Source organism: Pseudomonas phenolilytica, from assembly GCF_021432765.1.
In the GTDB taxonomy this organism is placed as follows: Bacteria; Pseudomonadota; Gammaproteobacteria; order Pseudomonadales; family Pseudomonadaceae; genus Stutzerimonas; species Stutzerimonas phenolilytica.
In genome coordinates, this window is sequence record NZ_CP058908.1 from 387122 (window position 1) to 405255 (window position 18134).

The following is an 18134-nucleotide window of genomic DNA, read 5'->3' on the forward strand; positions in this document are numbered from 1 at the left end:
GCTGCCGGCATCAACGCCCACGCGTCGGCATACGCACGGATATGTCAGGAAACCGGACAGATGATTGACCGCCGCAGTGCCGTGCCTAGTCGCCCATCGGCAGCGCGCCGCGCCCCTCGCGGGGCTGGCTGCCGTCATGCCGCTTCAACTGCAGGAAAATGCCCGCGCCCGCCAGGCTCATGCCGCCGAGGCAGAGGAACGTCAGCTCGAAGGCATGCAGCACCTCGGCGCCCTGCGCACCCGGCACGGTGAAACCGCCCAGCAGCGCGCCTGCGGTCGCGACCCCGAGACTCATCGACAACTGCACCACCACCGAAAGCAGGCTGTTGCCGCTGCTGGCGTTGGCGTTGCTGAGGCCGATCAACGTCACGGTGTTCATCGCGGTGAACTGCAACGAGTTACCCACACCGATCAGCCCCAGGTGCGCCAGCAGCAACAGGTAGGGCGTATCGGCATCCACCGTCGCCAGCCCGGCGATCAGCATGCCGAGCAGCGCGGTGTTGCCGATCAGCAGGTTGCGGTAGCCCAGGCGGTCGAGCAGCCCCTTGGCCAGCGGCTTGACCAGCATCGCGCCCACCGCCAGCGGAATCATGCTCATCCCCGCCTGCGCCGGCGAGTAGCCCAGCGCGACCTGCAGCAGCAGCGGCAGCAGGAACGGCAACGCACCGCTGCCCAGGCGGGCGAACAGATTGCCGCAGATGCCCACCGCGAAGCTGCGCGTATGGAACAGCCGCGGGCTGAACAGCGGCGCCGGGATGCGTGCGGCACGCAGCCAGTACGCCGCCAGGCAGGCAGCGCCGGCGAACAGCAGCACCAGCACCCGTGCGTGCGGCATGCGCAGCTCGCCGAGCCCTTCCAGGGCGATGGTGATCAGCAGCATCGCCGCGCCGAACAGGATGAAACCGAGGGTATCGAAGCGCATCCGCTTGTCCGCGCGGAAATCAGGCATGAAGCGGAACGCCGCGATGCAGCCGATCACCCCGACCGGCAGGTTGATCAGGAAGATCCAGTGCCAGGAGGCGTACTGCACCAGCCAGCCGCCGAGCGTCGGCCCGAGCAGCGGCCCGACCATGCCGGGCAGCGCGATGAAGGTCATCACCCGCACGAACTCGCTGCGCGGGAAGGCCCGCAGCACCACCAGCCGTCCGACCGGCAACATCAGCGCGCCGCCGATGGCCTGCACGACGCGGGCGCCGATCAACTGATCGAGGCTCACCGACAATGCGCAGAGCAATGAGCCGAAAGTGAACAACACCACCGCAGAGAAGAACGTCTTGCGCGTGCCGAAGCGGTCGGCGATCCAGCCGGATGCCGGAATCAGCAGCGCCACGGTGAGCATGTAGGCGATCACCACGCCCTGCATGCGCAGCGGGTCCTCGGCCAGATCACGTGCCATTGCCGGCAGCGCGGTGTTGAGGATGGTGCCATCCAGCGTCTGCATGAAGAAGGCGATGGCAACCAGCCAGGGCAGGACACGGGCGGTGCGGGCGTCCAGAACGGAGGTCGGCAGCATGGCGGGCTCTAGGGCGAAGGGTTCGTCATCTTAGAGGATTCGTCTGGGCAAGGTGCGCCGCGACCGGCGCCCGACGGCCGCAACGCGGTCACCCGCGCGGCGCTGCGACAACCGGACGCGGACCGGCGCCAGCACCCGCCGCTGCTGGGATCCAGGCTGGCAGCAGCTCGCCGAGCGCGCCCGTAACAAAATATTTCTTCGGAAATTGACACGAATCATTATCATTAGAAGCCGCAAGTGCGAGTCTGTTTCCGTACTTATCCCTACCGGAGGCTTCCATGCGTATCCCCGCCACCCTCGCTATCACCACCCTGCTGCTCACCCCGCTCGCCCAGGCCAAGGAATATCCCATCGGCGAGCCGCAGCAATGCGGTGGCATGGAAGTCGGCGCGGTCTATCTGCAGCCGGTGGAAATGGACCCCGCCGGCATGATGCTCGCGGCGGCCAAATCCGACGTGCACCTGGAAGCGGACATCTCCGCCACCGAAAACAACCGCAACGGCTGGCAGGAAGGCAGTTTCGTGCCGTACCTGAGCATCCACTACACGCTGCGCAAGAAGGGTTCGAGCGAAGTCATCGAAGGCGACTTCCATCCGATGGTCGCCAACGACGGTCCGCACTACGGCGACAACGTCAAGCTGCTCGGCCCGGGCAAGTATCAGCTGACCTACAAGATCCTGCCGCCGGGCTCGGGCCACGCGATGTTCGGCCGCCACGTCGACAAGGAAACCGGCGTCGCCCCGTGGTTCGAAGGCTGCGAGCTGAACTACGAGTTCACCTACGCCGGCATCGGCAAGAAAGGCGGTTACTGAGGCGGAGAAGGCCCATGCGTACATTCCTGCTCGGCGCCCTGCTGCTGACCGGCGCTGCCGGCAGCGCCCAGGCGGCACTGCCGACTTACGAGCTGACCATCCGCGACGGCCACTTCGAACCGGCCTCGATCGAAGTGCCGGCGCGCCAGCGCTTCAAGATCGTGGTGCACAACGCCGGCAGCGGCCCGACCGAGTTCGAGAGCACGCCGCTGCGGGTGGAGAAGGTGCTGTCGCCGGGAGTGACCTCGTTCGTCGTGATCCATCCGTTGAAGCCGGGGCGCTACCCGTTCTTCGACGAATTCCATCTGGACCTTCCCGAAGGCGAGATCGTCGCCAAGTAGTTCGCAGGAGCTAGTCATGGGCCAATCCATGTTCATCGTCTGGCGCGAGAGCGTCGAGGCACTGCTGGTGATCGGCATCCTGCATGCCTGGCTGCGCCAGCAGCCGGGCGCGGGCCACGCGCTGCGCATGCTCTGGGGCGGCGTCGCGGCCGGTCTGGGGCTGGCGGTCGCGCTGGGCTGGGGCGTGCTGCGCGCCGGCGACTGGCTGGCCGGCAGCGGCGGCGAGTGGTTCCAGTGCGGCATGCTGCTGGTGGCGAGCATGCTAATCCTGCACATGGTCGGCTGGATGCATCACCACGGCCGCACCCTCAAGAGCAGCCTGCAGAACAGCGCGGCGCAGAAGCTCAGCCAGGGCAGCGGCTTCGGCCTGCTGCTGCTCGCCATGCTCGCGGTCGGGCGTGAGGGCAGCGAAACGGTGGTGTTCCTCTACGGCATCGGCAACCAGCAGCAGGGCCACGACCTCACCGGCTTCGTCATCGGCGGCGTGCTGGGCTTCGTCCTCGCGCTGCTCAGCTACGCGGCGCTGCAGGCCGGTAGCCGTTTCTTCAGCTGGCGGCGCTTCTTCCAGGTCAGCGAAGTGCTCCTGCTGTTGCTCGGCAGCGCGCTGTTGATGGCCGGACTGGATCGTTTCAGCGGCCAGCTGATGGGCATGGACGTGCCGGAGCAGTTCTACAGCTTCTTCGGCGATCCGCTGTGGGACACCTCGGCGTGGCTGGACGACGGCAGCGCGTTGGGCAGCACCATCGCCGGCCTCACCGGTTACCGTGCGATGCCGTCGCTGGCCGCGGCGCTGACCCTGCTGCTGTACTGGCTGGCGGTGTGGACCTGGCTGCGTCCGGCGCGGCCGGTGGCGCTGGCGACGAGGCCGGCATGATCGCCCAGGCGCCCTGGCTGGCGCGCGTCGGTGACTGGCTGCGTGAGCACGCCAGAATCATCCGCGCGGTGCAGTGGCTGGTGGTGGGGTTCTACCTGGTGCTGCTGGTGATCCCCGCCGTGCTGCCGCTGCCGCCCGCCCAGGCGGGCATGCTCGACAACCTCACGCTGCTGGCGCAGTTCGTCTTCTGGGGCCTGTGGTGGCCGTTCGTGCTGCTGTCGATGGTGCTGTTCGGCCGCATGTGGTGCGGCGTGCTCTGCCCGGAAGGCTCGCTGAGCGAGTGGATCAGCTGGCGCGGGCTGGGCCGCGGCACGCCGCGCTGGATACGCTGGGGCGGCTGGCCGACCGTGGCGTTCATTCTCACCACCGTCTATGGCCAGCTGATCAGCGTCTACGACTACGCCCAGGCCGCGCTGCTGATCCTCGGTGGTTCAACCGTCGCGGCGATGCTGGTGGGCTACCTCTACGGACGCGGCAAACGCGTCTGGTGCCGCTACCTGTGCCCGGTCAGCGGCGTGTTCTCGCTGCTCGCGCGCCTCGCACCGCTGCATTACAAAGTCGATGAACAGCGCTGGCTGGAAAACAGCGGTCCGCACCTGCCTACCCCCAACTGCGCGCCGCTGCTGGACATCCGTCGCATGCAGGGCGCCAGCGACTGCCACGCCTGCGGTCGGTGCAGCGGCCAGCGCGGCGCGGTGCAGCTCAGCGCCCGCTCGCCGAACCAGGAAATTCTCATCGTCGGCAACCAGCCGCAGCACAGCCACTGGGACAGCACCCTGCTGCTGTTCGGCATGCTCGGCCTGGCGATGGGCGCCTTCCAGTGGACAGTCAGCCCGTGGTTCATCGCCCTCAAGCAGGCCGCCGCCGAATGGCTGGTCGATCGCGAACTGTTCTGGCCGCTGGAAGCCGATGCGCCCTGGTGGCTGCTGACGCACTATCCGCAGGTCAACGACGCGTTCAGCTGGCTCGACGGCGCGGCGATCCTCGCCTACATCGGCGGCAGCGCCGTGCTGCTCGGCGGCGCACTGTGGCTGCTGGTGCAGGCGGCCGTGCGACTGATGGGACGCAGCGGCAACGTGTTCCACCATCTGGCGCTGAGCCTGACGCCGCTGGGCGGCGCGGGGCTGTTCCTCGGTCTTTCCGCCACCACGGTCAAGCTGCTGCGCTACGAAGGCCTGCTGCTGAGCTGGGTGCCGCTGGCACGCGCGGCGCTGCTGGTCGGCGCGATCATCTGGAGCCTGTACCTGGCCTGGAAGGTCATCGGCCGCCACGGCGCCAACGGCCTGCGCCGGCTGCTGGCATTCAGCTGCATGAGCGGCGCCGCCGCGTTGATCGGCTATGGCTGGTGGCTGCAGTTCTGGGGCTGGAACTGAGACGCGCGACCGGCATCCGCCTCAGCGCGCCGACAGCGGCGCGTTGCCAGGAATGCCCTGCACCGGCGTGCCGAGCCCCAGCGCCCGCTCGGTGAACCAACCGCGGTTGGTTTCCAGCGCGTAGCGCGCCGGGGCCTGGGCGCAACGCATCTCCCGGCTGAACGGCTCGAGGTCGATCAGGTCGACGATCACCCCCCGCTCATCGAGGAACGCCGCGGACAGCGGCAGCGGCGTGTCCTTCATCCACAGGCAGTTGTGCCGCACCTCGTCGAAGCGGAACAGCATGCCGCTGTCGGTGGCCAGCTCGCGGCGTCCCATCAGGCCGAGCTGGCGCTGCTCGGCGGTCAGCGCGTACTCCGCAGACAACTCATGTTCTCCCAGGCGCAGAGCCAGCGGTTCGGCCGCCTGTACCAGCGGCGCCAGCAGCGACAACACAAGCGCAACACGCATCGAACATCCTCCCAAACCCGTAACGAATCGGCCGTGCCTGCCGACGCCAGCATCCATCGCAGCGCGGCCGATAATGGCCAGCATAGCCAGTGCGCAGACGCCCTGCGCCGCCCACACCGGCCAGCGCATGTCCATCACGGCGGACACATGGGTCCAGCCCGGCGGACATCAAGACCTGTCCGGATAACTGAACACTTGACTGAAAAGCCAGCCGGATCAAACAGTTAGCGATCTGGCACGGAACTCGCTAAACCGTCCGGGCGGCATCGTCCGCACGCCGAACAATAACAACAACATGCCTGTCACCGCCGCGAGACTCCCGAATGCCCCGGCAGCATCCGATCGCACGGCAACAGGTCAGGAGATCGTCCCGATGAGCGTCGTCATCGCCCTTGCCGCACTGGCTCTGCTGATGCTGGCTGCATACCGCGGCTACAGCGTCATCCTCTTCGCCCCCATCGCCGCCCTCGGTGCGGTGCTGCTCACCGATCCATCCGCCGTGGCCCCGGCCTTCACCGGCGTGTTCATGGAGAAGATGGTCGGCTTCATCAAGCTGTACTTCCCGGTATTCCTGCTCGGTGCCGTGTTCGGCAAGTTGATCGAGCTGTCCGGTTTCTCGCGCTCGATCGTCGCCGCGGCGATCCGCCTGCTCGGCACGCGTCAGGCCATGCTGGTGATCGTGCTGGTCTGCGCGCTGCTGACCTACGGTGGGGTTTCGCTGTTCGTCGTGGTGTTCGCCGTGTACCCGTTCGCCGCCGAGATGTTCCGCCAGAGCGACATGCCCAAGCGGCTGATCCCGGCGACCATCGCGCTCGGTGCGTTCAGTTTCACGATGGATGCCCTGCCCGGCACCCCGCAGATCCAGAACATCATTCCCACCACCTTCTTCGGCACCACGTCGTGGGCGGCGCCCTGGCTGGGTGTGATCGGCACGCTGTTCGTGTTCAGCGTCGGCATGTTCTATCTGCATCGCCAGCTGCGCAAAGCCAAGGCGCGCGGCGAAGGCTACGGCACGGAGCTGCGCAACGAGCCGGAGACCGCCGAGGACATCGCCCTGCCCAATCCCTGGCTGGCACTGTCACCGCTGATTCTGGTGGGCGTGGCCAACCTGCTGTTCACCCGCTGGATTCCCGAGGTCTACGGCAAGACCCACAGCCTGCAACTGGCCGGCATGGCGCAGCCGGTGACCAGCGAAGTGGCCAAGCTGACCGGCATCTGGGCGGTGCAGGCGGCGTTGCTACTGGGCATTCTGCTGGTGTTGATCTGTGGCTTTCGCGCGATCAAGGCCAAGCTCGCCGAAGGCACCAGAACCGCGGTCGGCGGCGCCCTGCTGGCGTCGATGAACACCGCGTCGGAATACGGCTTCGGCGCGGTGATCGCCTCGCTGCCGGGCTTCCTGGTGCTGGCCGACGCGCTGAAGAACATCCCTAACCCGCTGGTCAACGAAGCGGTCACCGTCACCCTGCTGGCCGGCATCACCGGCTCGGCCTCGGGCGGCATGAGCATCGCCCTGGCGGCCATGTCCGACACCTTCATCGCCGCCGCCAATGCCGCCAACATCCCGCTGGAGGTGCTACACCGAATAGCGTCGATGGCGTCCGGCGGCATGGACACCCTGCCGCACAACGGCGCGGTGATCACCCTGCTGGCGGTGACCGGCCTGACCCACCGCGAGGCCTACAAGGACATCTTCGGCATCACCCTGATCAAGACCCTGGCGGTGTTCGTAGTGATCGGCGTGTTCTACGCCACCGGAATCGTTTGAGCCCGCGCGGCGAGGAGAACAACACATGAATCTGCAAGGCAAGACCGCCCTGGTCACCGGTTCCACCAGCGGGATCGGCCTGGGCATCGCCCTCAAGCTGGCCGAGGCTGGCGCCAACCTGGTCCTCAACGGCTTCGGCGACGTCGACGCGGCGCTGGCGGCGGTCCGCGCATGCGGCGGGCAGGCCATCCACCAGCCGGCCGACGTGAGCGATCCCGAACAGATCGCCGCGATGTTCGCCGCGGCCGAGCAGCAGTTCGGCGGCGTCGACATTCTGGTCAACAACGCCGGCATCCAGCACGTCGCACCGGTGGAGCAGTTCCCGGTCGAGCGCTGGGACGCGATCATCGCCATCAACCTGTCGTCGGCCTTCCACACCACGCGGCTGGCGCTGCCGGGCATGCGCCAGCGCGGCTGGGGGCGCATCATCAACCTCGCCTCGGTGCACGGTCTGGTGGGGTCGGCGCAGAAGGCCGCCTACGTGGCGGCCAAGCACGGGCTGGTCGGTCTGACCAAGGTGGTGGCGCTGGAAACCGCCACCACGGCGATCACCTGCAACGCCATCTGCCCCGGCTGGGTGCTCACGCCGCTGGTGCAGCAGCAGATCGACGAACGCGCCCGCGCCGATGGCGACACCCAGCGCGCGCGCCACGACCTGCTGGCCGAGAAGCAGCCGTCGCTGGACTTCGTCACCCCGGCGCAGCTCGGCGCACTGGTGCTGTTCCTCTGCAGCGAAGCCGGCGAGCAGGTGCGCGGCGCGGCGTGGAACATGGACGGCGGCTGGGCCGCGCAATAGCCGCTTTTCGCTGACCTGCGACAACGTCGTGGCGGGCCAGGCCCGCTGCGGCTTGGCAAGCGCCCGGCGGCTGAGGCTAGATAGCCAGCATCTCCCAGCGAAAGTCCGCGCATGACCACCATTACCAGCGAAACGCCGAACAGCGGCAAAGCTCCGGTGCACCTGGCACTGCGCCGGGTCGCCATCGACACCTACCGTGAGAACGTCGCCTACCTGCACCGCGATTGCGCGGCCTGCCGCGCCGAAGGTTTCCAGGCGCTGGCCAAGGTCGAGATCCGCGTCAACGGCAAGCGCATCCTCGCCAGCCTCAACGTGGTGGACGACTCCGCCATCGTCGGCTGCAACGAACTCGGGCTGTCCGAGGACGCCTTCGCCCAGCTCGGCGCGGAGCCCGGCGTGCCCGCGTCAATCTCCCAGGCCGAGCCGGCACCCTCGATCCCCGCGCTGCACCGCAAGATCGCCGGCGAGCGCCTGCGCCGCGAGGACTTCCACGCGATCATCCGCGACATCGCCGAGCACCGTTACTCGAAGATCGAACTGACCGCCTTCGTCGTCGCCTGCAACCAGGGTGAGCTGGACCGCGAGGAGGTGTACTTCCTCACCGACGCGATGATCCAGGTCGGCCGCCGCCTCGACTGGCGCGAGCATCCGGTGGTGGACAAGCACTGCATCGGCGGCATCCCCGGCAACCGCACCTCGATGCTGGTGGTGCCGATCGTCGCCGCCCACGGCATGCTCTGCCCGAAGACCAGCTCGCGGGCCATCACCTCGCCGGCCGGCACCGCCGACACCATGGAAGTGCTGGCCAACGTCGAGCTGCCCTTCGAGCGCCTCTGCGAAATGGTCCGCGAGGAACGCGGCTGCCTGGCCTGGGGCGGCAGCAGCGACCTCTCCCCGGCCGATGACGTGCTGATCGCCGTCGAGCGGCCACTGTCGATCGACTCGCCGGGACAGATGGTCGCCTCCATCCTGTCGAAGAAGATTGCCGCCGGTTCCACCCATCTGCTGCTGGACATTCCCATCGGCCCGACCGCCAAGGTGCGCTCGATGGCCGAGGCGCAACGCCTGCGCAAGCTGTTCGAGTTCGTGGCCACGCGCCTGGGCCTGACCCTGGACGTGGTCATCACCGACGGTCGCCAGCCGATCGGCAATGGCATCGGCCCGGTACTGGAGGCGCGCGACGTGATGCAGGTGCTGCAGAACGACCCGGCGGCGCCGATCGACCTGCGTCAGAAGGCCCTGCGCCTGGCCGGACGCATGCTCGAGTTCGATCCCGATGTGCGCGGCGGCGACGGTTATGCCATTGCCCGTGACATCCTCGACTCGGGGCGGGCGCTGAAGAAGATGCACTCGATCATCGCCGCGCAGGGTGCCAAACCCTTCGACCATAACCAGCCGCCGTTGGCACGGCTCAGCTTCGACGTGCTCGCCGACCGCGACGCCGTGGTCACCGGCATCGACAACCTGCAGCTGGCGCGCATCGCGCGGTTGGCCGGCGCGCCGAAGGTACAGGGCGCCGGCGTCGACATCCTGCGCAAACTCGGCGAACCGGTACAGGCCGGCACCTGTCTGTATCGCGTCTACGCGGACTTTCCCGCCGACCTCGCCTTCGCCCGTCAGGCCACCGAGCGCGCCAGTGGCTTCAGCCTCGGCGGGGCCGACGAGGTTCCCAGTGTATTCGTGGAGTTCTGATGCAAAGCCAGCTGCTGTATTTCGATGACGAACGCGCCGCCGCCCTGCGCCTGGCCGAGGCCTGCGGCCTGCCTGCGGCGCAGATCGAACGCCACCGTTTCCCCGATGACGAGCTGCGCCTGCGCCTGCCGCTGACCGAAGGCGAAGCGATCGCCGAGCAACTGGTGCTCTACCGCGGCCTCGATCACCCCAACGAAAAGCTGGTCGAGCTGCTGCTGGTGGCCGGCGAAGCGCGCCGCCTGGGCGCCAAGCGACTGATCCTGGTCACGCCCTATCTGGCCTACATGCGCCAGGACATCGCCTTCAACCCGGGCGAGGTGGTCAGCCAGCGGGTGATCGGCCAGCTGCTGGCCGGCCAGTTCGACGCACTCATCACCGTCGACCCGCACCTGCACCGCGTCGCCACCCTGCAGGAGGCGGTGCCGCTGGCCGATGCCGTCACCCTCTGCGCGGCCCCGGCGCTGGCGCGACTGATCGCCGAGCGGCATCCCGATGCCCTGCTGATCGGCCCGGATGCCGAGGCGCTGCAATGGATCGAAGCGGCGGCCGCCGAACATGGTTTCGACTACGGCGTGTGCCGCAAGGTACGCCACGGCGATCATCAGGTGGACATCGCCCTGCCCGATCTGACGTTCGCCGGACGCCCCGTGGTGCTGCTCGATGACGTCGCCAGCTCCGGGCGCACCCTTGCCGAGGCCGCGCAGAAACTGCTGGCCGCCGGCGCCGCCTCGGTGGACGTGGCCGTGACCCACGCGCTGTTCGCCGGCGATGCGCTGCAGGTGATCCGCGCCGCCGGTGTCGGGCACGTCTGGAGCACCGATTGCATCGCCCATGAAAGCAACGCGGTGTGCATGGCACCGCAGCTGGCCGAGGCGCTCAGGCCGCTGCTGCGCTGACGCAGGGTGGAAAACGCGCGCAGCGCTTTTCCACCGGAACCCGGCTAACCACCTCGGCGGCGGATCAACCGCGTGGACAAGGCTGCGCCGTTGTCCACCCTACGCCTCATCCAAGGCCCTCGGTTCGTCGGCGCCGACCTGCGCGGAATCGCCGTAGCGCTTCTGGCAGCGCTCGCAGAAGAACGCCCGGCGCCGGCTGCGCCCCAGTTCTTTCACCTTCACCAGCGCAATCCGGCAGCGCACGCAGGTGCGCTTGCCGTGCGCCAGCCAGTTGGCCTTGAGCACGCCGGCCCGCTTCCAGTCGAGGAACTGGAAGCTGTAGGTACGCGCCTCGCGCACCAGTTCGCGTAGCTTGGCCGGCGGCAGTTCGCCGATCAGCGACAGCGGGTGCACGCGGATGCGGTAGAGCACCTCGTTCTTGATGATGTTGCCGGAGCCGGCGAACAGCGTCTGGTCCAGCAGCGCATCACAGGCCAGCAACCGCGGGCGTTCGCGCAAGCGCTTGAGCGTCGTGCGCGGGCTCCAGGCCTCGCTCATCACATCCATGCTCCAGTCGTACGTCGCATCCAGCGGCCCGTCGATGAACTGCACCGAACAGGCATAGAAGTTCAGCTCGCCGTTGGCGAAGCCGAGGCTCAGGCGCGGCGTGGAGTCCTTGCGCTCGTTGATGCGGTAGCTGCCGAACAGCAGCAGATGGATGCGCACGGACACATCCTCCAGTTCGATCAGCAGATGCTTGCCCCAGCTGTGAAAGCCACGCACCACCTGGCCGGCCAGCCGTGCCTTGTCCACCTTGGCACTGCCTTCGGCGCGCTCGATGCGTTGACCGGTGAACGCCGCGACTTGCTCGCGGAGAATGACGATGGATGGACCTTCGGGCATGGAGGCACCAGTGGCTGGCCTGTCTCGGTTGAGACTCGCCCCGGCGCTGAAGGTGCGTCCGCCGCCGTCACCACTCCAGCTGCAGGGTGCTCTCGAACTCGCGAGGTTCACCACTCAGTGGATCGCGAAAGCGCAATCCGCGCGCCAGTAGCTTGAGCGGCCGCGCGTAGTCGTCGGCCTCGCGCGCGCAGCGTTCGAGCAACTCGGGATAGAACGGATCGTTGCAGATACCGGCACCGAGGGTCGCCATGTGCAGACGCAGCTGATGCTTGCGCCCGCTGATCGGCGTCAGCCCGTAGCGCCAGAGATCGCCGCGGCGCTCGAGCACCTCGATCAGCGTTTCGCTGTTGGGCTCGCCCTCACCTTCGCGCATGAGGAAGAACGGCTCGCCCGGCACCATGCGCAGGCGTCGGCGCAGCGGAAATTCCACATGCGGCAGCGCCGGGCAGATCGCCTCGTAGCGCTTGGCGATCTCACGCTCGCGGAACAGCGCCTGGTAGGCGCCGCGGCTGTCGCGATTGGCGGAGAACAGCACCAGCCCGGCGGTGAGGCGGTCGATGCGATGAATCGGCACCAGATCGGCATTGCCCAGGCGTTTGCTCAGGCGCGCCAGCAGGGTTTCGTTGACGTATTCGCCGGCCGGCATCACCGAAAGAAAGTGCGGCTTGTCCGCCACCACCAGGTGCTCGTCGACATGGAGGATGCGCTCCTCGAACGGCACCGGCGTCTCGTTCGGCACTTCGCGAAAGTAATGAATGCGCATGCCGACCCGGTAAGGCTGGTCGAGCGCAATCGGCTGCATGTCGGCGTCCAGCACCCGCTGACGGTTTATGCGGTCGATCCAGGTGTCACGGTCGATGGCCGGGAAGTGTGCGCACAGACAATCGAGCACGCTGCGCCAGTCGCCCTGGGGCAGATGCAGTGTGCTCGGTCGGAAATGGCAGGCGGGCATGATGTGCGGCGCGGCAGTCGGGGGGTGCAGATGATACCCGCTGCGCGCGCCGCACGAGGGCTGGATGCGGCTGGAATCACTCCTGCTTGTCGCGAGTCACTTCACCGGTCTTGCCGTCGATGCTGAACTCGTACTTCTTGCCATCCTGCTTCATGCCCTCGCCTTCCCAGCCATCGTCGTCGGCCTCGATGCCGTGCAGCTCGGTGTAGCCGGCGGCCTTGGCCTTCTCCACAGCCTGCTCGAGGGTGATCCAGTCGGCGCCCGGCTTGTCGGCGGCAATCGCGACGGCGGAACCCGAACCGAGAACGGCGATGGCCAGGGCGGCGGTGAGTTTTTTGTTGTACATGGCGCTCTTCCTTCAGTAGTGACGGACACTGAATCCGAGCCCAACCGCCGCGCCGAAGTTCAACCCGCGCGCCCGGCTACTGTTTGCGAATCGTGACAATGCGCGGGTCCATCTCGCCGTTGGTGAACTCGAACTCCACCGCATCGCCGACCGCCAGGCCCTCGAGCTGCCGCGCATCGATGCGAAACGGCATGACCATCGCCGGCCACTTCAGCTCGACCACCGGGCCGAGGGCGATGGTCACGCTGCCCTGCGTCGCGTAGATAGCGCGCAGCGTGCCGCTGGCGTGGTGCGTGACTTCGGCCTCCAGGCTGCCGCTCGCGGCCCTGTCGTCGATGGGCGGCGGCACGGTCTCGGGTTTGAGCAGGTCTTCGGCCAGCGCCGGCTGCATCAGGCAGAGAGCGGCGAGCGTCGCGACGAGGTGATTCATGATCAGGCTCCAGTGACCGAGGCAACAGCAAGCCTAGTCCTTGCGCCTGCGTCTGCCCTCGCCCGAACGATGCAAAAAACCGCCGTGGATGACATTCAGTTTCATTTAAGCCAGGGCGCATAACCTGTGAACCGTCGAAACCAACCACAGGAATCCAGACATGAAAACCCTGACCACTCTGTTCACCGCTGCCACCCTCGTCTTCGGCGCCAACCTGGCCATGGCCAAGGATCTGGGCCCGGACGAAGCCCTGAAACTGCGCGACGCCGGCACCATTCAGTCGTTCGAGAAGCTCAACGAAGCGGCGCTGGCCAAGCACCCGGGCGCTACCATCGAGGACACCGAACTCGAAGAAGCCTACGGCCGCTACGTCTATCAGCTTGAACTGCGCGACGACAAAGGTGTGCAATGGGACGTAGAACTCGACGCCAAGACCGGCGAAGTACTGCAGGACCAACAGGACGACTGAATCCAGCCATGCGTGCCCCTCTCCTCATGACGCTCCCCTTGGCACTGCTGCTCGCCGCCAACCCGGCGGCGAGCCGCGACCTGGATCAGGACGAAGCCCTGCGCTTGCGTCGGGACGGCCTGATCCAGCCGCTGGAAAACCTCCTGCAGCAGGCGCTGCAGCGGCATCCCGGCGCCAGCCTGCTGGAGGCGGAGCTGGAGGAAGAGGAAGGCCGCTACGTCTACGAAATCGAACTGCTGACCCGCGACGGCGTGGCCCGCGAACTGGAACTCGATGCGCGCGACGGCACGCTGCTCAAGGATGAGGTGGACTGATGCGCCTGCTACTGGTCGAAGACAGCGTACCGCTGGCCGACGAACTGACCGCCAGCCTCACCCGCCAAGGCTACGCCATCGACTGGCTGGCGGACGGTCGCGACGCCGACTACCAGGGCACCAGCGAACCCTATGACCTGATCATTCTCGACCTCGGTTTGCCCGGCAAGCCGGGGCTGGAGGTGCTGCGCGACTGGCGCGCACGCGGCCTCGCCACACCGGTGCTGATCCTCACCGCGCGCGGCTCCTGGGCCGAGCGCATCGAAGGGCTGAAAGCCGGTGCCGACGACTACCTGACCAAACCCTTTCATCCCGAAGAACTGCTGCTGCGCATCCAGGCGCTGTTGCGCCGCGCGCATGGCGTGGCCAATCAGCCGCTGCTGCAGGCCGGTGGCCTGGCGCTGGACGAAGCGCGCCAGAGCTGTCGCAAGGATGGCCAGGAGATCGAACTGACAGCCGGCGAATTCCGTCTGCTGCGCTATTTCATGCTGCATCCCGGCCAGCTGCTGTCCAAGACGCAGCTGACCGAGCACCTGTACGACGGTGAAACCGAGCGTGACTCGAACGTCATCGAGGTGCACATCAACCGGCTGCGCGGCAAACTCGGCCGCGAGCTGATCGAAACCCGCCGCGGCCAGGGCTACCGCTTCGGCAGTGCGCCTTGAAATCGATTCAGCGCAGTCTCAGCTTCGGTCTGGTGGCGATCCTGGTGATCGTCGGTCTGCTGCTGTTGCAGACCAGCCTGTGGCTGTTCGAGGCCGGCCTCAAGCGCAGCCTGGAAACCGACCTGCGCGAGGAGGCCGAAGGGCTGCTGATCGCCGTGGTGCGCGGTCCCGACGGCATTCAGCTCGACACCAAGCGGCTCAACCCACGCTACCACCGGGCCTTCTCCGGGCACTACTTCCAGATCGAACTGCCGGGTCGCTTGTGGCGCTCGCGCTCGCTGTGGGACGCCGCTCCGGCATGGCCAACCGAGCCCGGCATGGCCGCGGACCTGCTCGACGGCCCGCAGGAGCAGCGCCTGCTCGCCTACCGCGCCGAGTATCAGCGCGACGGCCAGCCGATCGTCATTGCCGTGGCGCAGGACTACACGCCGATCCTCGACAGCTTCGCCCGCGTACGCCTGAGCGGCCTGGGCCTGGTCGGCGTGGCGCTGCTGGTGTTCCTGCTGCTGCAACGCTACGCGGTGAGCCTGGCGCTGCGGCCGCTGGAGCGCGCCCGCCTGCAGATCGCCCAGCTGCAACAAGGCCAGCGTCAGCAGCTCGAAGGCAACGTGCCACTGGAGCTGCAACCGCTGGTCGAGCAGATCAACCATCTGCTGCAGCACACCGACGACACCCTCAAACGCTCGCGCAATGCCCTGGGCAACCTCGGCCACGCGCTGAAGACTCCGCTGGCGGTGCTCGGCAGCCTGACCCAGCGCGATGAATTCGCCGCCCATCCGGAACTGCAGGCCGCGCTGCAGGAACAGCTCGCGCAGATCCAGCAGCGCGTCAGCCGCGAATTGGGCCGTGCACGGCTGGCCGGCGACGTACTGCCCGGCGCGCATTTCGATTGCGACGTCGAGTTGCCCGCGCTGTTCGACACCCTGGCGACCATCCACCGCGCCGATCTCGACCTGCGCTGGCAGGCACCGGCAAGCTGCCGCCTGCCGTGGGACCGCGAGGACATGCTGGAACTGCTCGGCAATCTGCTGGACAACGCCTGCAAATGGGCCGGCCACACCGTCACGCTGAACATCACGCGCAGCGCCAGCGACTGGCAGATCGAAGTGAACGACGACGGCCCCGGCATTCCCGCGCCGCTGCGCTCCAAGGCAATGAGCCGCGGCATGCGGCTGGACGAAGCAGCACAAGGGCATGGTCTGGGATTGGATATCGTCGGCGACATCATCACCGCCTGGCGCGGCAGCTGGGAACTGGGCGAAAGCCCGTTGGGTGGCCTGCGGGTGACGATTCGTCTGCCGGCCGCGCAGCCACCGGGCCGTAGCGGCTGACGGCGCACCTCAGCCCGAGCGGGCCAGCTCGTTGCGAATGTCTTCGAGCAGCGTCTCGACCAGCAGAGTGTTCTGCACCTGCCGCCCGGCAATCACGCGAATCGCCTCGACGCCATTGATGGGATAGGAAACCCGTACCAGCAGTTGTCCATCGGATTGCGGCTCCACGCGCGTGCGGTATTGCGCGGAAAAATTCTCTGCCAGGTGGCGCGACATCGTTTTCATGCAGCATCTCGACACGGGTAGCCTGCAGACAAAGACCACGCGTTCTACTCGGAATCTCCCGCCACTCATCGGGAAGCCGCGACCACTCGTTCAACTGTCACCTAATGGCTCTAGGCGGGTGCTATCCGCCCTCGCGCTCGGCATATGCCAGCCAGGCCAGAAGCACCATCGCGACCAAGGCGACGGATGACATTCCCACGGCTTGCCACAACAGACTCATCGCGACCTCCTCGGCTGAATCAGCTTGAATCACGCCCCGAATATATGTAGCGTCCGACGACACGTCGAGCATGCAGACATAGGCATGTAAAGTTTTCGAACGGAACCGCCGCCATGAAAAGGGAACAATCGCTCAGCCATATCCGCTGGGACCTCGCCCTGCGCTACCGCCTGATCGAGACGGTCGCCTGGTGGGAAGGCCGCCTGACCACGGGCCATCTGATGCAGAGCTTCGGCATCAGCCGGCAGCAGGCGTCGAAGGACATCAACACTTATCTGAACGAGCATGCGCCGAAAAACCTGACATATGACCGTCACCTGAAGGGCTACAAGCCGGCGAAGAACTTCCGCCCACGCTTCATCGATGCCAGCGCCAGCGCCTACCTGCACCTGCTCGACCAGAACCGCATGCGCGCGCCGCACATCGAAGGCCTGGCGCTGGCCTATGCGCATACCGAGGTCCTGCAGGTGCCCGACCGCAGCATTCGCCCGGAAGTGCTGCGGCCGATCCTGCAGGCCTGCCGCGAAGGCCTGCGGCTGGAGACCGAATATGTATCGCTGGCCAACCCGGCGGTGGAAATCCGCGTGATGGCGCCACACACGCTGGTGTACACCGGCATGCGCTGGCACGTGCGCGCCTACTGCGAGAAGAACCGCGAATACCGCGACTTCGTCCTCAGCCGCTTTCGCGGCGAGCCGGACCTGATGGACGCAAGCGAACACACCCGCGAGCAGGACGAGGCGTGGAACACGCCGGTGACGGTGCTGATCGAGCCGGACGCACGGCTGAGCCCGGCGCAGAAGGCGATCATCGAGGTTGACTACGGCATGGCCGACGGCCAGCTGCCGGTGGAGACGCGCGGCGCGCTGGTGCAGTACGTGCTGCAGCGCTTCGGCATCGATCCGAATACGGTGCAGGCGAATGCGGCGGCGCAGCAGCTGCAGGTGGGGAATCTGCAGGCGTTGAAGGGGTGGTTGTACTCGTGAGGGGCTGGCTTGGCTCGGCAGCGGCCACAGAGTGCGCCTTGTACGGCGCCTCACTTTTTCCAGTCGCGGAAGAGGCCGTAGGGTGGAAAACCGCAGAGCGTTTTCCACCGGGGGTGGCGCGCACGCTTGTGGCTGACGTGGCGCTTTCCTCGGCTCGGGCTACAGGTTGCGCCTGGAACGGCGCCTCACTTTTCTTTGCACGCGCAAAGAAAAGTAAGCAAAAGAAAGCGCGCCCCTTCATCCGGGTCCGGGAGCTTCGCCCCCGGACTCCCCTCCTTCCGCCAGCACTCCGGGGGCCGGCGTACAAGGGCCATCCTTGGCCCTTTACGCCTCTCGCGGCATCCATGCCGCTCGTCCCCCTGCGCGCTGGCTCCACTCGGCCATCTGCAAGGAGAAGGGTGATATCGCCTGTTGGGGTGTGCATGGAAAAGCAGAGCGAAGCTGGCTTTCGATCCTTCAGGCAACTCGGACTTCCTTCCCCTTCAGGAGGCCGAACGCAGGCGTTGTGCAGGGGGACGCGAGGCATGGACGCCGAGCGAGGAACGAAGGGGCAGGGATGCCCCTTCGTGACATGCCCCCGGAGCAATGCCGGAGTGAGGGAAGTCTGGTCGTGTAGCGGCCAGACCCGGATGCAGGGGGCGCCTTCTCTTTGGTTACTTTCTCTTGGCGAGACAAGAGAAAGTGACGCGCCGTGCAAGGCGCAACCTGTAGCTCCGGCCGAGGAAAGCGCTGCGCCGTTCGCAGGCATAGGCGCCCAACAAGGTGGAAAACGCTGCGCGGTTTTCCACCCTACGGAAAGCGC

The 18134-nt window shown here is 66.9% G+C and carries 20 protein-coding genes; 13 read left to right on the forward strand and 7 right to left on the reverse strand.

All coding sequences use genetic code 11. From position 1 onward, the window contains the following. Positions 1-85: 85 nt before the first annotated feature. Entirely contained in the window at positions 86-1513 is a 1428-nt protein-coding gene (gene mdtD / locus HU825_RS01935) for a multidrug transporter subunit MdtD (protein WP_234302796.1), read from the reverse strand. 278 nt (positions 1514-1791) lie between these two features. On the opposite strand from mdtD, the gene HU825_RS01940 reads away from it, so the two are divergent. Genes HU825_RS01940 through HU825_RS01955 form a run of 4 tightly spaced genes read left to right on the forward strand, consistent with a single transcriptional unit; the run spans position 1792 to position 4913 of the window. Further along, positions 1792-2325, forward strand: a complete 534-nt coding sequence (locus tag HU825_RS01940) for an iron transporter (RefSeq protein WP_003289031.1) — start codon at positions 1792-1794, stop codon at positions 2323-2325. A 14-nt stretch (positions 2326-2339) separates the two neighbouring features. Next, positions 2340-2666, forward strand: a complete 327-nt coding sequence (locus HU825_RS01945; RefSeq protein WP_003289033.1) for a cupredoxin domain-containing protein — start codon at positions 2340-2342, stop codon at positions 2664-2666. 16 nt (positions 2667-2682) lie between these two features. Then, on the forward strand, positions 2683-3540 hold the full coding sequence (locus tag HU825_RS01950) for an FTR1 family iron permease (protein WP_054094606.1): 858 nt from the start codon (positions 2683-2685) through the stop codon (positions 3538-3540). Further along, positions 3537-4913, forward strand: a complete 1377-nt coding sequence (locus HU825_RS01955) for a 4Fe-4S binding protein (RefSeq protein ID WP_234303361.1) — start codon at positions 3537-3539, stop codon at positions 4911-4913. Before HU825_RS01950 ends, HU825_RS01955 begins: the two co-directional genes overlap by 4 nt. A gap of 21 nt (positions 4914-4934) precedes the next feature. Here the strand turns inward: HU825_RS01955 and HU825_RS01960 are convergent, their stop codons facing one another. Then, positions 4935-5363 carry a DUF192 domain-containing protein gene (locus tag HU825_RS01960; RefSeq protein WP_043298232.1) on the reverse strand — a complete coding sequence of 143 codons (429 nt, stop codon included), beginning with the start codon at positions 5361-5363 and terminating at the stop codon, positions 4935-4937. 373 nt (positions 5364-5736) lie between these two features. Between HU825_RS01960 and HU825_RS01965 the strand changes: the two genes are divergently transcribed. The 4 genes from HU825_RS01965 to HU825_RS01980 all read left to right on the forward strand — a co-directional run bounded on the left by HU825_RS01965 (position 5737) and on the right by HU825_RS01980 (position 10512). Next, positions 5737-7128 carry a GntP family permease gene (locus tag HU825_RS01965; protein ID WP_043298236.1) on the forward strand — a complete coding sequence of 464 codons (1392 nt, stop codon included), beginning with the start codon at positions 5737-5739 and terminating at the stop codon, positions 7126-7128. Between the two features lie 25 nt (positions 7129-7153). Then, positions 7154-7924 (forward strand): 3-hydroxybutyrate dehydrogenase, encoded by a 771-nt coding sequence (locus tag HU825_RS01970; RefSeq protein WP_138300426.1) that lies wholly within the window; start codon positions 7154-7156, stop codon positions 7922-7924. Between the two features lie 111 nt (positions 7925-8035). Further along, positions 8036-9616 carry a thymidine phosphorylase family protein gene (locus HU825_RS01975; protein ID WP_234302797.1) on the forward strand — a complete coding sequence of 527 codons (1581 nt, stop codon included), beginning with the start codon at positions 8036-8038 and terminating at the stop codon, positions 9614-9616. Continuing rightward, the gene (locus HU825_RS01980) at positions 9616-10512 is read left to right on the forward strand and encodes a ribose-phosphate pyrophosphokinase (RefSeq protein ID WP_234302798.1); all 897 of its coding nucleotides are present in this window, start codon (positions 9616-9618) and stop codon (positions 10510-10512) included. Before HU825_RS01975 ends, HU825_RS01980 begins: the two co-directional genes overlap by 1 nt. 99 nt (positions 10513-10611) lie before the next feature. Here the strand turns inward: HU825_RS01980 and HU825_RS01985 are convergent, their stop codons facing one another. From HU825_RS01985 to HU825_RS02000, 4 genes are all read right to left on the reverse strand, one after another. After that, positions 10612-11394 carry a DNA-formamidopyrimidine glycosylase family protein gene (locus HU825_RS01985; RefSeq protein ID WP_234302799.1) on the reverse strand — a complete coding sequence of 261 codons (783 nt, stop codon included), beginning with the start codon at positions 11392-11394 and terminating at the stop codon, positions 10612-10614. Between the two features lie 67 nt (positions 11395-11461). Then, the gene (locus HU825_RS01990; protein WP_234302800.1) at positions 11462-12346 is read right to left on the reverse strand and encodes an RluA family pseudouridine synthase; all 885 of its coding nucleotides are present in this window, start codon (positions 12344-12346) and stop codon (positions 11462-11464) included. Between the two features lie 76 nt (positions 12347-12422). Continuing rightward, positions 12423-12692: a PepSY domain-containing protein gene (locus tag HU825_RS01995; RefSeq protein ID WP_043298247.1), complete on the reverse strand. Its 270-nt coding sequence runs from the start codon at positions 12690-12692 to the stop codon at positions 12423-12425. Between the two features lie 76 nt (positions 12693-12768). Further along, positions 12769-13122, reverse strand: coding sequence for a copper-binding protein (locus tag HU825_RS02000; protein ID WP_156715354.1), 354 nt, complete (start codon positions 13120-13122; stop codon positions 12769-12771). Between the two features lie 160 nt (positions 13123-13282). On the opposite strand from HU825_RS02000, the gene HU825_RS02005 reads away from it, so the two are divergent. The 4 genes from HU825_RS02005 to HU825_RS02020 are packed head-to-tail and all read left to right on the forward strand — an operon-like array spanning position 13283 to position 15901. Next, on the forward strand, positions 13283-13591 hold the full coding sequence (locus HU825_RS02005; protein ID WP_008569787.1) for a PepSY domain-containing protein: 309 nt from the start codon (positions 13283-13285) through the stop codon (positions 13589-13591). Positions 13592-13599: 8 nt separating this feature from the next. Further along, entirely contained in the window at positions 13600-13905 is a 306-nt protein-coding gene (locus HU825_RS02010) for a PepSY domain-containing protein (RefSeq protein WP_043298252.1), read from the forward strand. Next, positions 13905-14570 (forward strand): response regulator transcription factor, encoded by a 666-nt coding sequence (locus HU825_RS02015; protein WP_043298254.1) that lies wholly within the window; start codon positions 13905-13907, stop codon positions 14568-14570. Before HU825_RS02010 ends, HU825_RS02015 begins: the two co-directional genes overlap by 1 nt. Beyond that, on the forward strand, positions 14567-15901 hold the full coding sequence (locus tag HU825_RS02020) for a sensor histidine kinase (RefSeq protein ID WP_234302801.1): 1335 nt from the start codon (positions 14567-14569) through the stop codon (positions 15899-15901). The genes HU825_RS02015 and HU825_RS02020 overlap by 4 nt, the downstream gene beginning before the upstream one ends. A gap of 9 nt (positions 15902-15910) precedes the next feature. On the opposite strand, the gene HU825_RS02025 is transcribed toward HU825_RS02020, so the two are convergent. Continuing rightward, positions 15911-16126: a DUF3509 domain-containing protein gene (locus tag HU825_RS02025; protein WP_043298258.1), complete on the reverse strand. Its 216-nt coding sequence runs from the start codon at positions 16124-16126 to the stop codon at positions 15911-15913. Between the two features lie 333 nt (positions 16127-16459). Between HU825_RS02025 and HU825_RS02030 the strand changes: the two genes are divergently transcribed. Continuing rightward, positions 16460-17332: a helix-turn-helix transcriptional regulator gene (locus HU825_RS02030; RefSeq protein ID WP_054094596.1), complete on the forward strand. Its 873-nt coding sequence runs from the start codon at positions 16460-16462 to the stop codon at positions 17330-17332. Positions 17333-18134 lie beyond the last annotated feature (802 nt).

What these genes read in the sequence shown, in the direction of transcription:
- mdtD (WP_234302796.1), bottom strand. Translation starts at nt 1,513, where the DNA reads ATGCTGCCGACCTCCGTTCTGGACGCCCGCACCGCCCGTGTCCTGCCC.
- HU825_RS01940 (WP_003289031.1), top strand. Translation starts at nt 1,792, where the DNA reads ATGCGTATCCCCGCCACCCTCGCTATCACCACCCTGCTGCTCACCCCG.
- HU825_RS01945 (WP_003289033.1), top strand. Translation starts at nt 2,340, where the DNA reads ATGCGTACATTCCTGCTCGGCGCCCTGCTGCTGACCGGCGCTGCCGGC.
- HU825_RS01950 (WP_054094606.1), top strand. Translation starts at nt 2,683, where the DNA reads ATGGGCCAATCCATGTTCATCGTCTGGCGCGAGAGCGTCGAGGCACTG.
- HU825_RS01955 (WP_234303361.1), top strand. Translation starts at nt 3,537, where the DNA reads ATGATCGCCCAGGCGCCCTGGCTGGCGCGCGTCGGTGACTGGCTGCGT.
- HU825_RS01960 (WP_043298232.1), bottom strand. Translation starts at nt 5,363, where the DNA reads ATGCGTGTTGCGCTTGTGTTGTCGCTGCTGGCGCCGCTGGTACAGGCG.
- HU825_RS01965 (WP_043298236.1), top strand. Translation starts at nt 5,737, where the DNA reads ATGAGCGTCGTCATCGCCCTTGCCGCACTGGCTCTGCTGATGCTGGCT.
- HU825_RS01970 (WP_138300426.1), top strand. Translation starts at nt 7,154, where the DNA reads ATGAATCTGCAAGGCAAGACCGCCCTGGTCACCGGTTCCACCAGCGGG.
- HU825_RS01975 (WP_234302797.1), top strand. Translation starts at nt 8,036, where the DNA reads ATGACCACCATTACCAGCGAAACGCCGAACAGCGGCAAAGCTCCGGTG.
- HU825_RS01980 (WP_234302798.1), top strand. Translation starts at nt 9,616, where the DNA reads ATGCAAAGCCAGCTGCTGTATTTCGATGACGAACGCGCCGCCGCCCTG.
- HU825_RS01985 (WP_234302799.1), bottom strand. Translation starts at nt 11,394, where the DNA reads ATGCCCGAAGGTCCATCCATCGTCATTCTCCGCGAGCAAGTCGCGGCG.
- HU825_RS01990 (WP_234302800.1), bottom strand. Translation starts at nt 12,346, where the DNA reads ATGCCCGCCTGCCATTTCCGACCGAGCACACTGCATCTGCCCCAGGGC.
- HU825_RS01995 (WP_043298247.1), bottom strand. Translation starts at nt 12,692, where the DNA reads ATGTACAACAAAAAACTCACCGCCGCCCTGGCCATCGCCGTTCTCGGT.
- HU825_RS02000 (WP_156715354.1), bottom strand. Translation starts at nt 13,122, where the DNA reads ATGAATCACCTCGTCGCGACGCTCGCCGCTCTCTGCCTGATGCAGCCG.
- HU825_RS02005 (WP_008569787.1), top strand. Translation starts at nt 13,283, where the DNA reads ATGAAAACCCTGACCACTCTGTTCACCGCTGCCACCCTCGTCTTCGGC.
- HU825_RS02010 (WP_043298252.1), top strand. Translation starts at nt 13,600, where the DNA reads ATGCGTGCCCCTCTCCTCATGACGCTCCCCTTGGCACTGCTGCTCGCC.
- HU825_RS02015 (WP_043298254.1), top strand. Translation starts at nt 13,905, where the DNA reads ATGCGCCTGCTACTGGTCGAAGACAGCGTACCGCTGGCCGACGAACTG.
- HU825_RS02025 (WP_043298258.1), bottom strand. Translation starts at nt 16,126, where the DNA reads ATGAAAACGATGTCGCGCCACCTGGCAGAGAATTTTTCCGCGCAATAC.
- HU825_RS02030 (WP_054094596.1), top strand. Translation starts at nt 16,460, where the DNA reads ATGAAAAGGGAACAATCGCTCAGCCATATCCGCTGGGACCTCGCCCTG.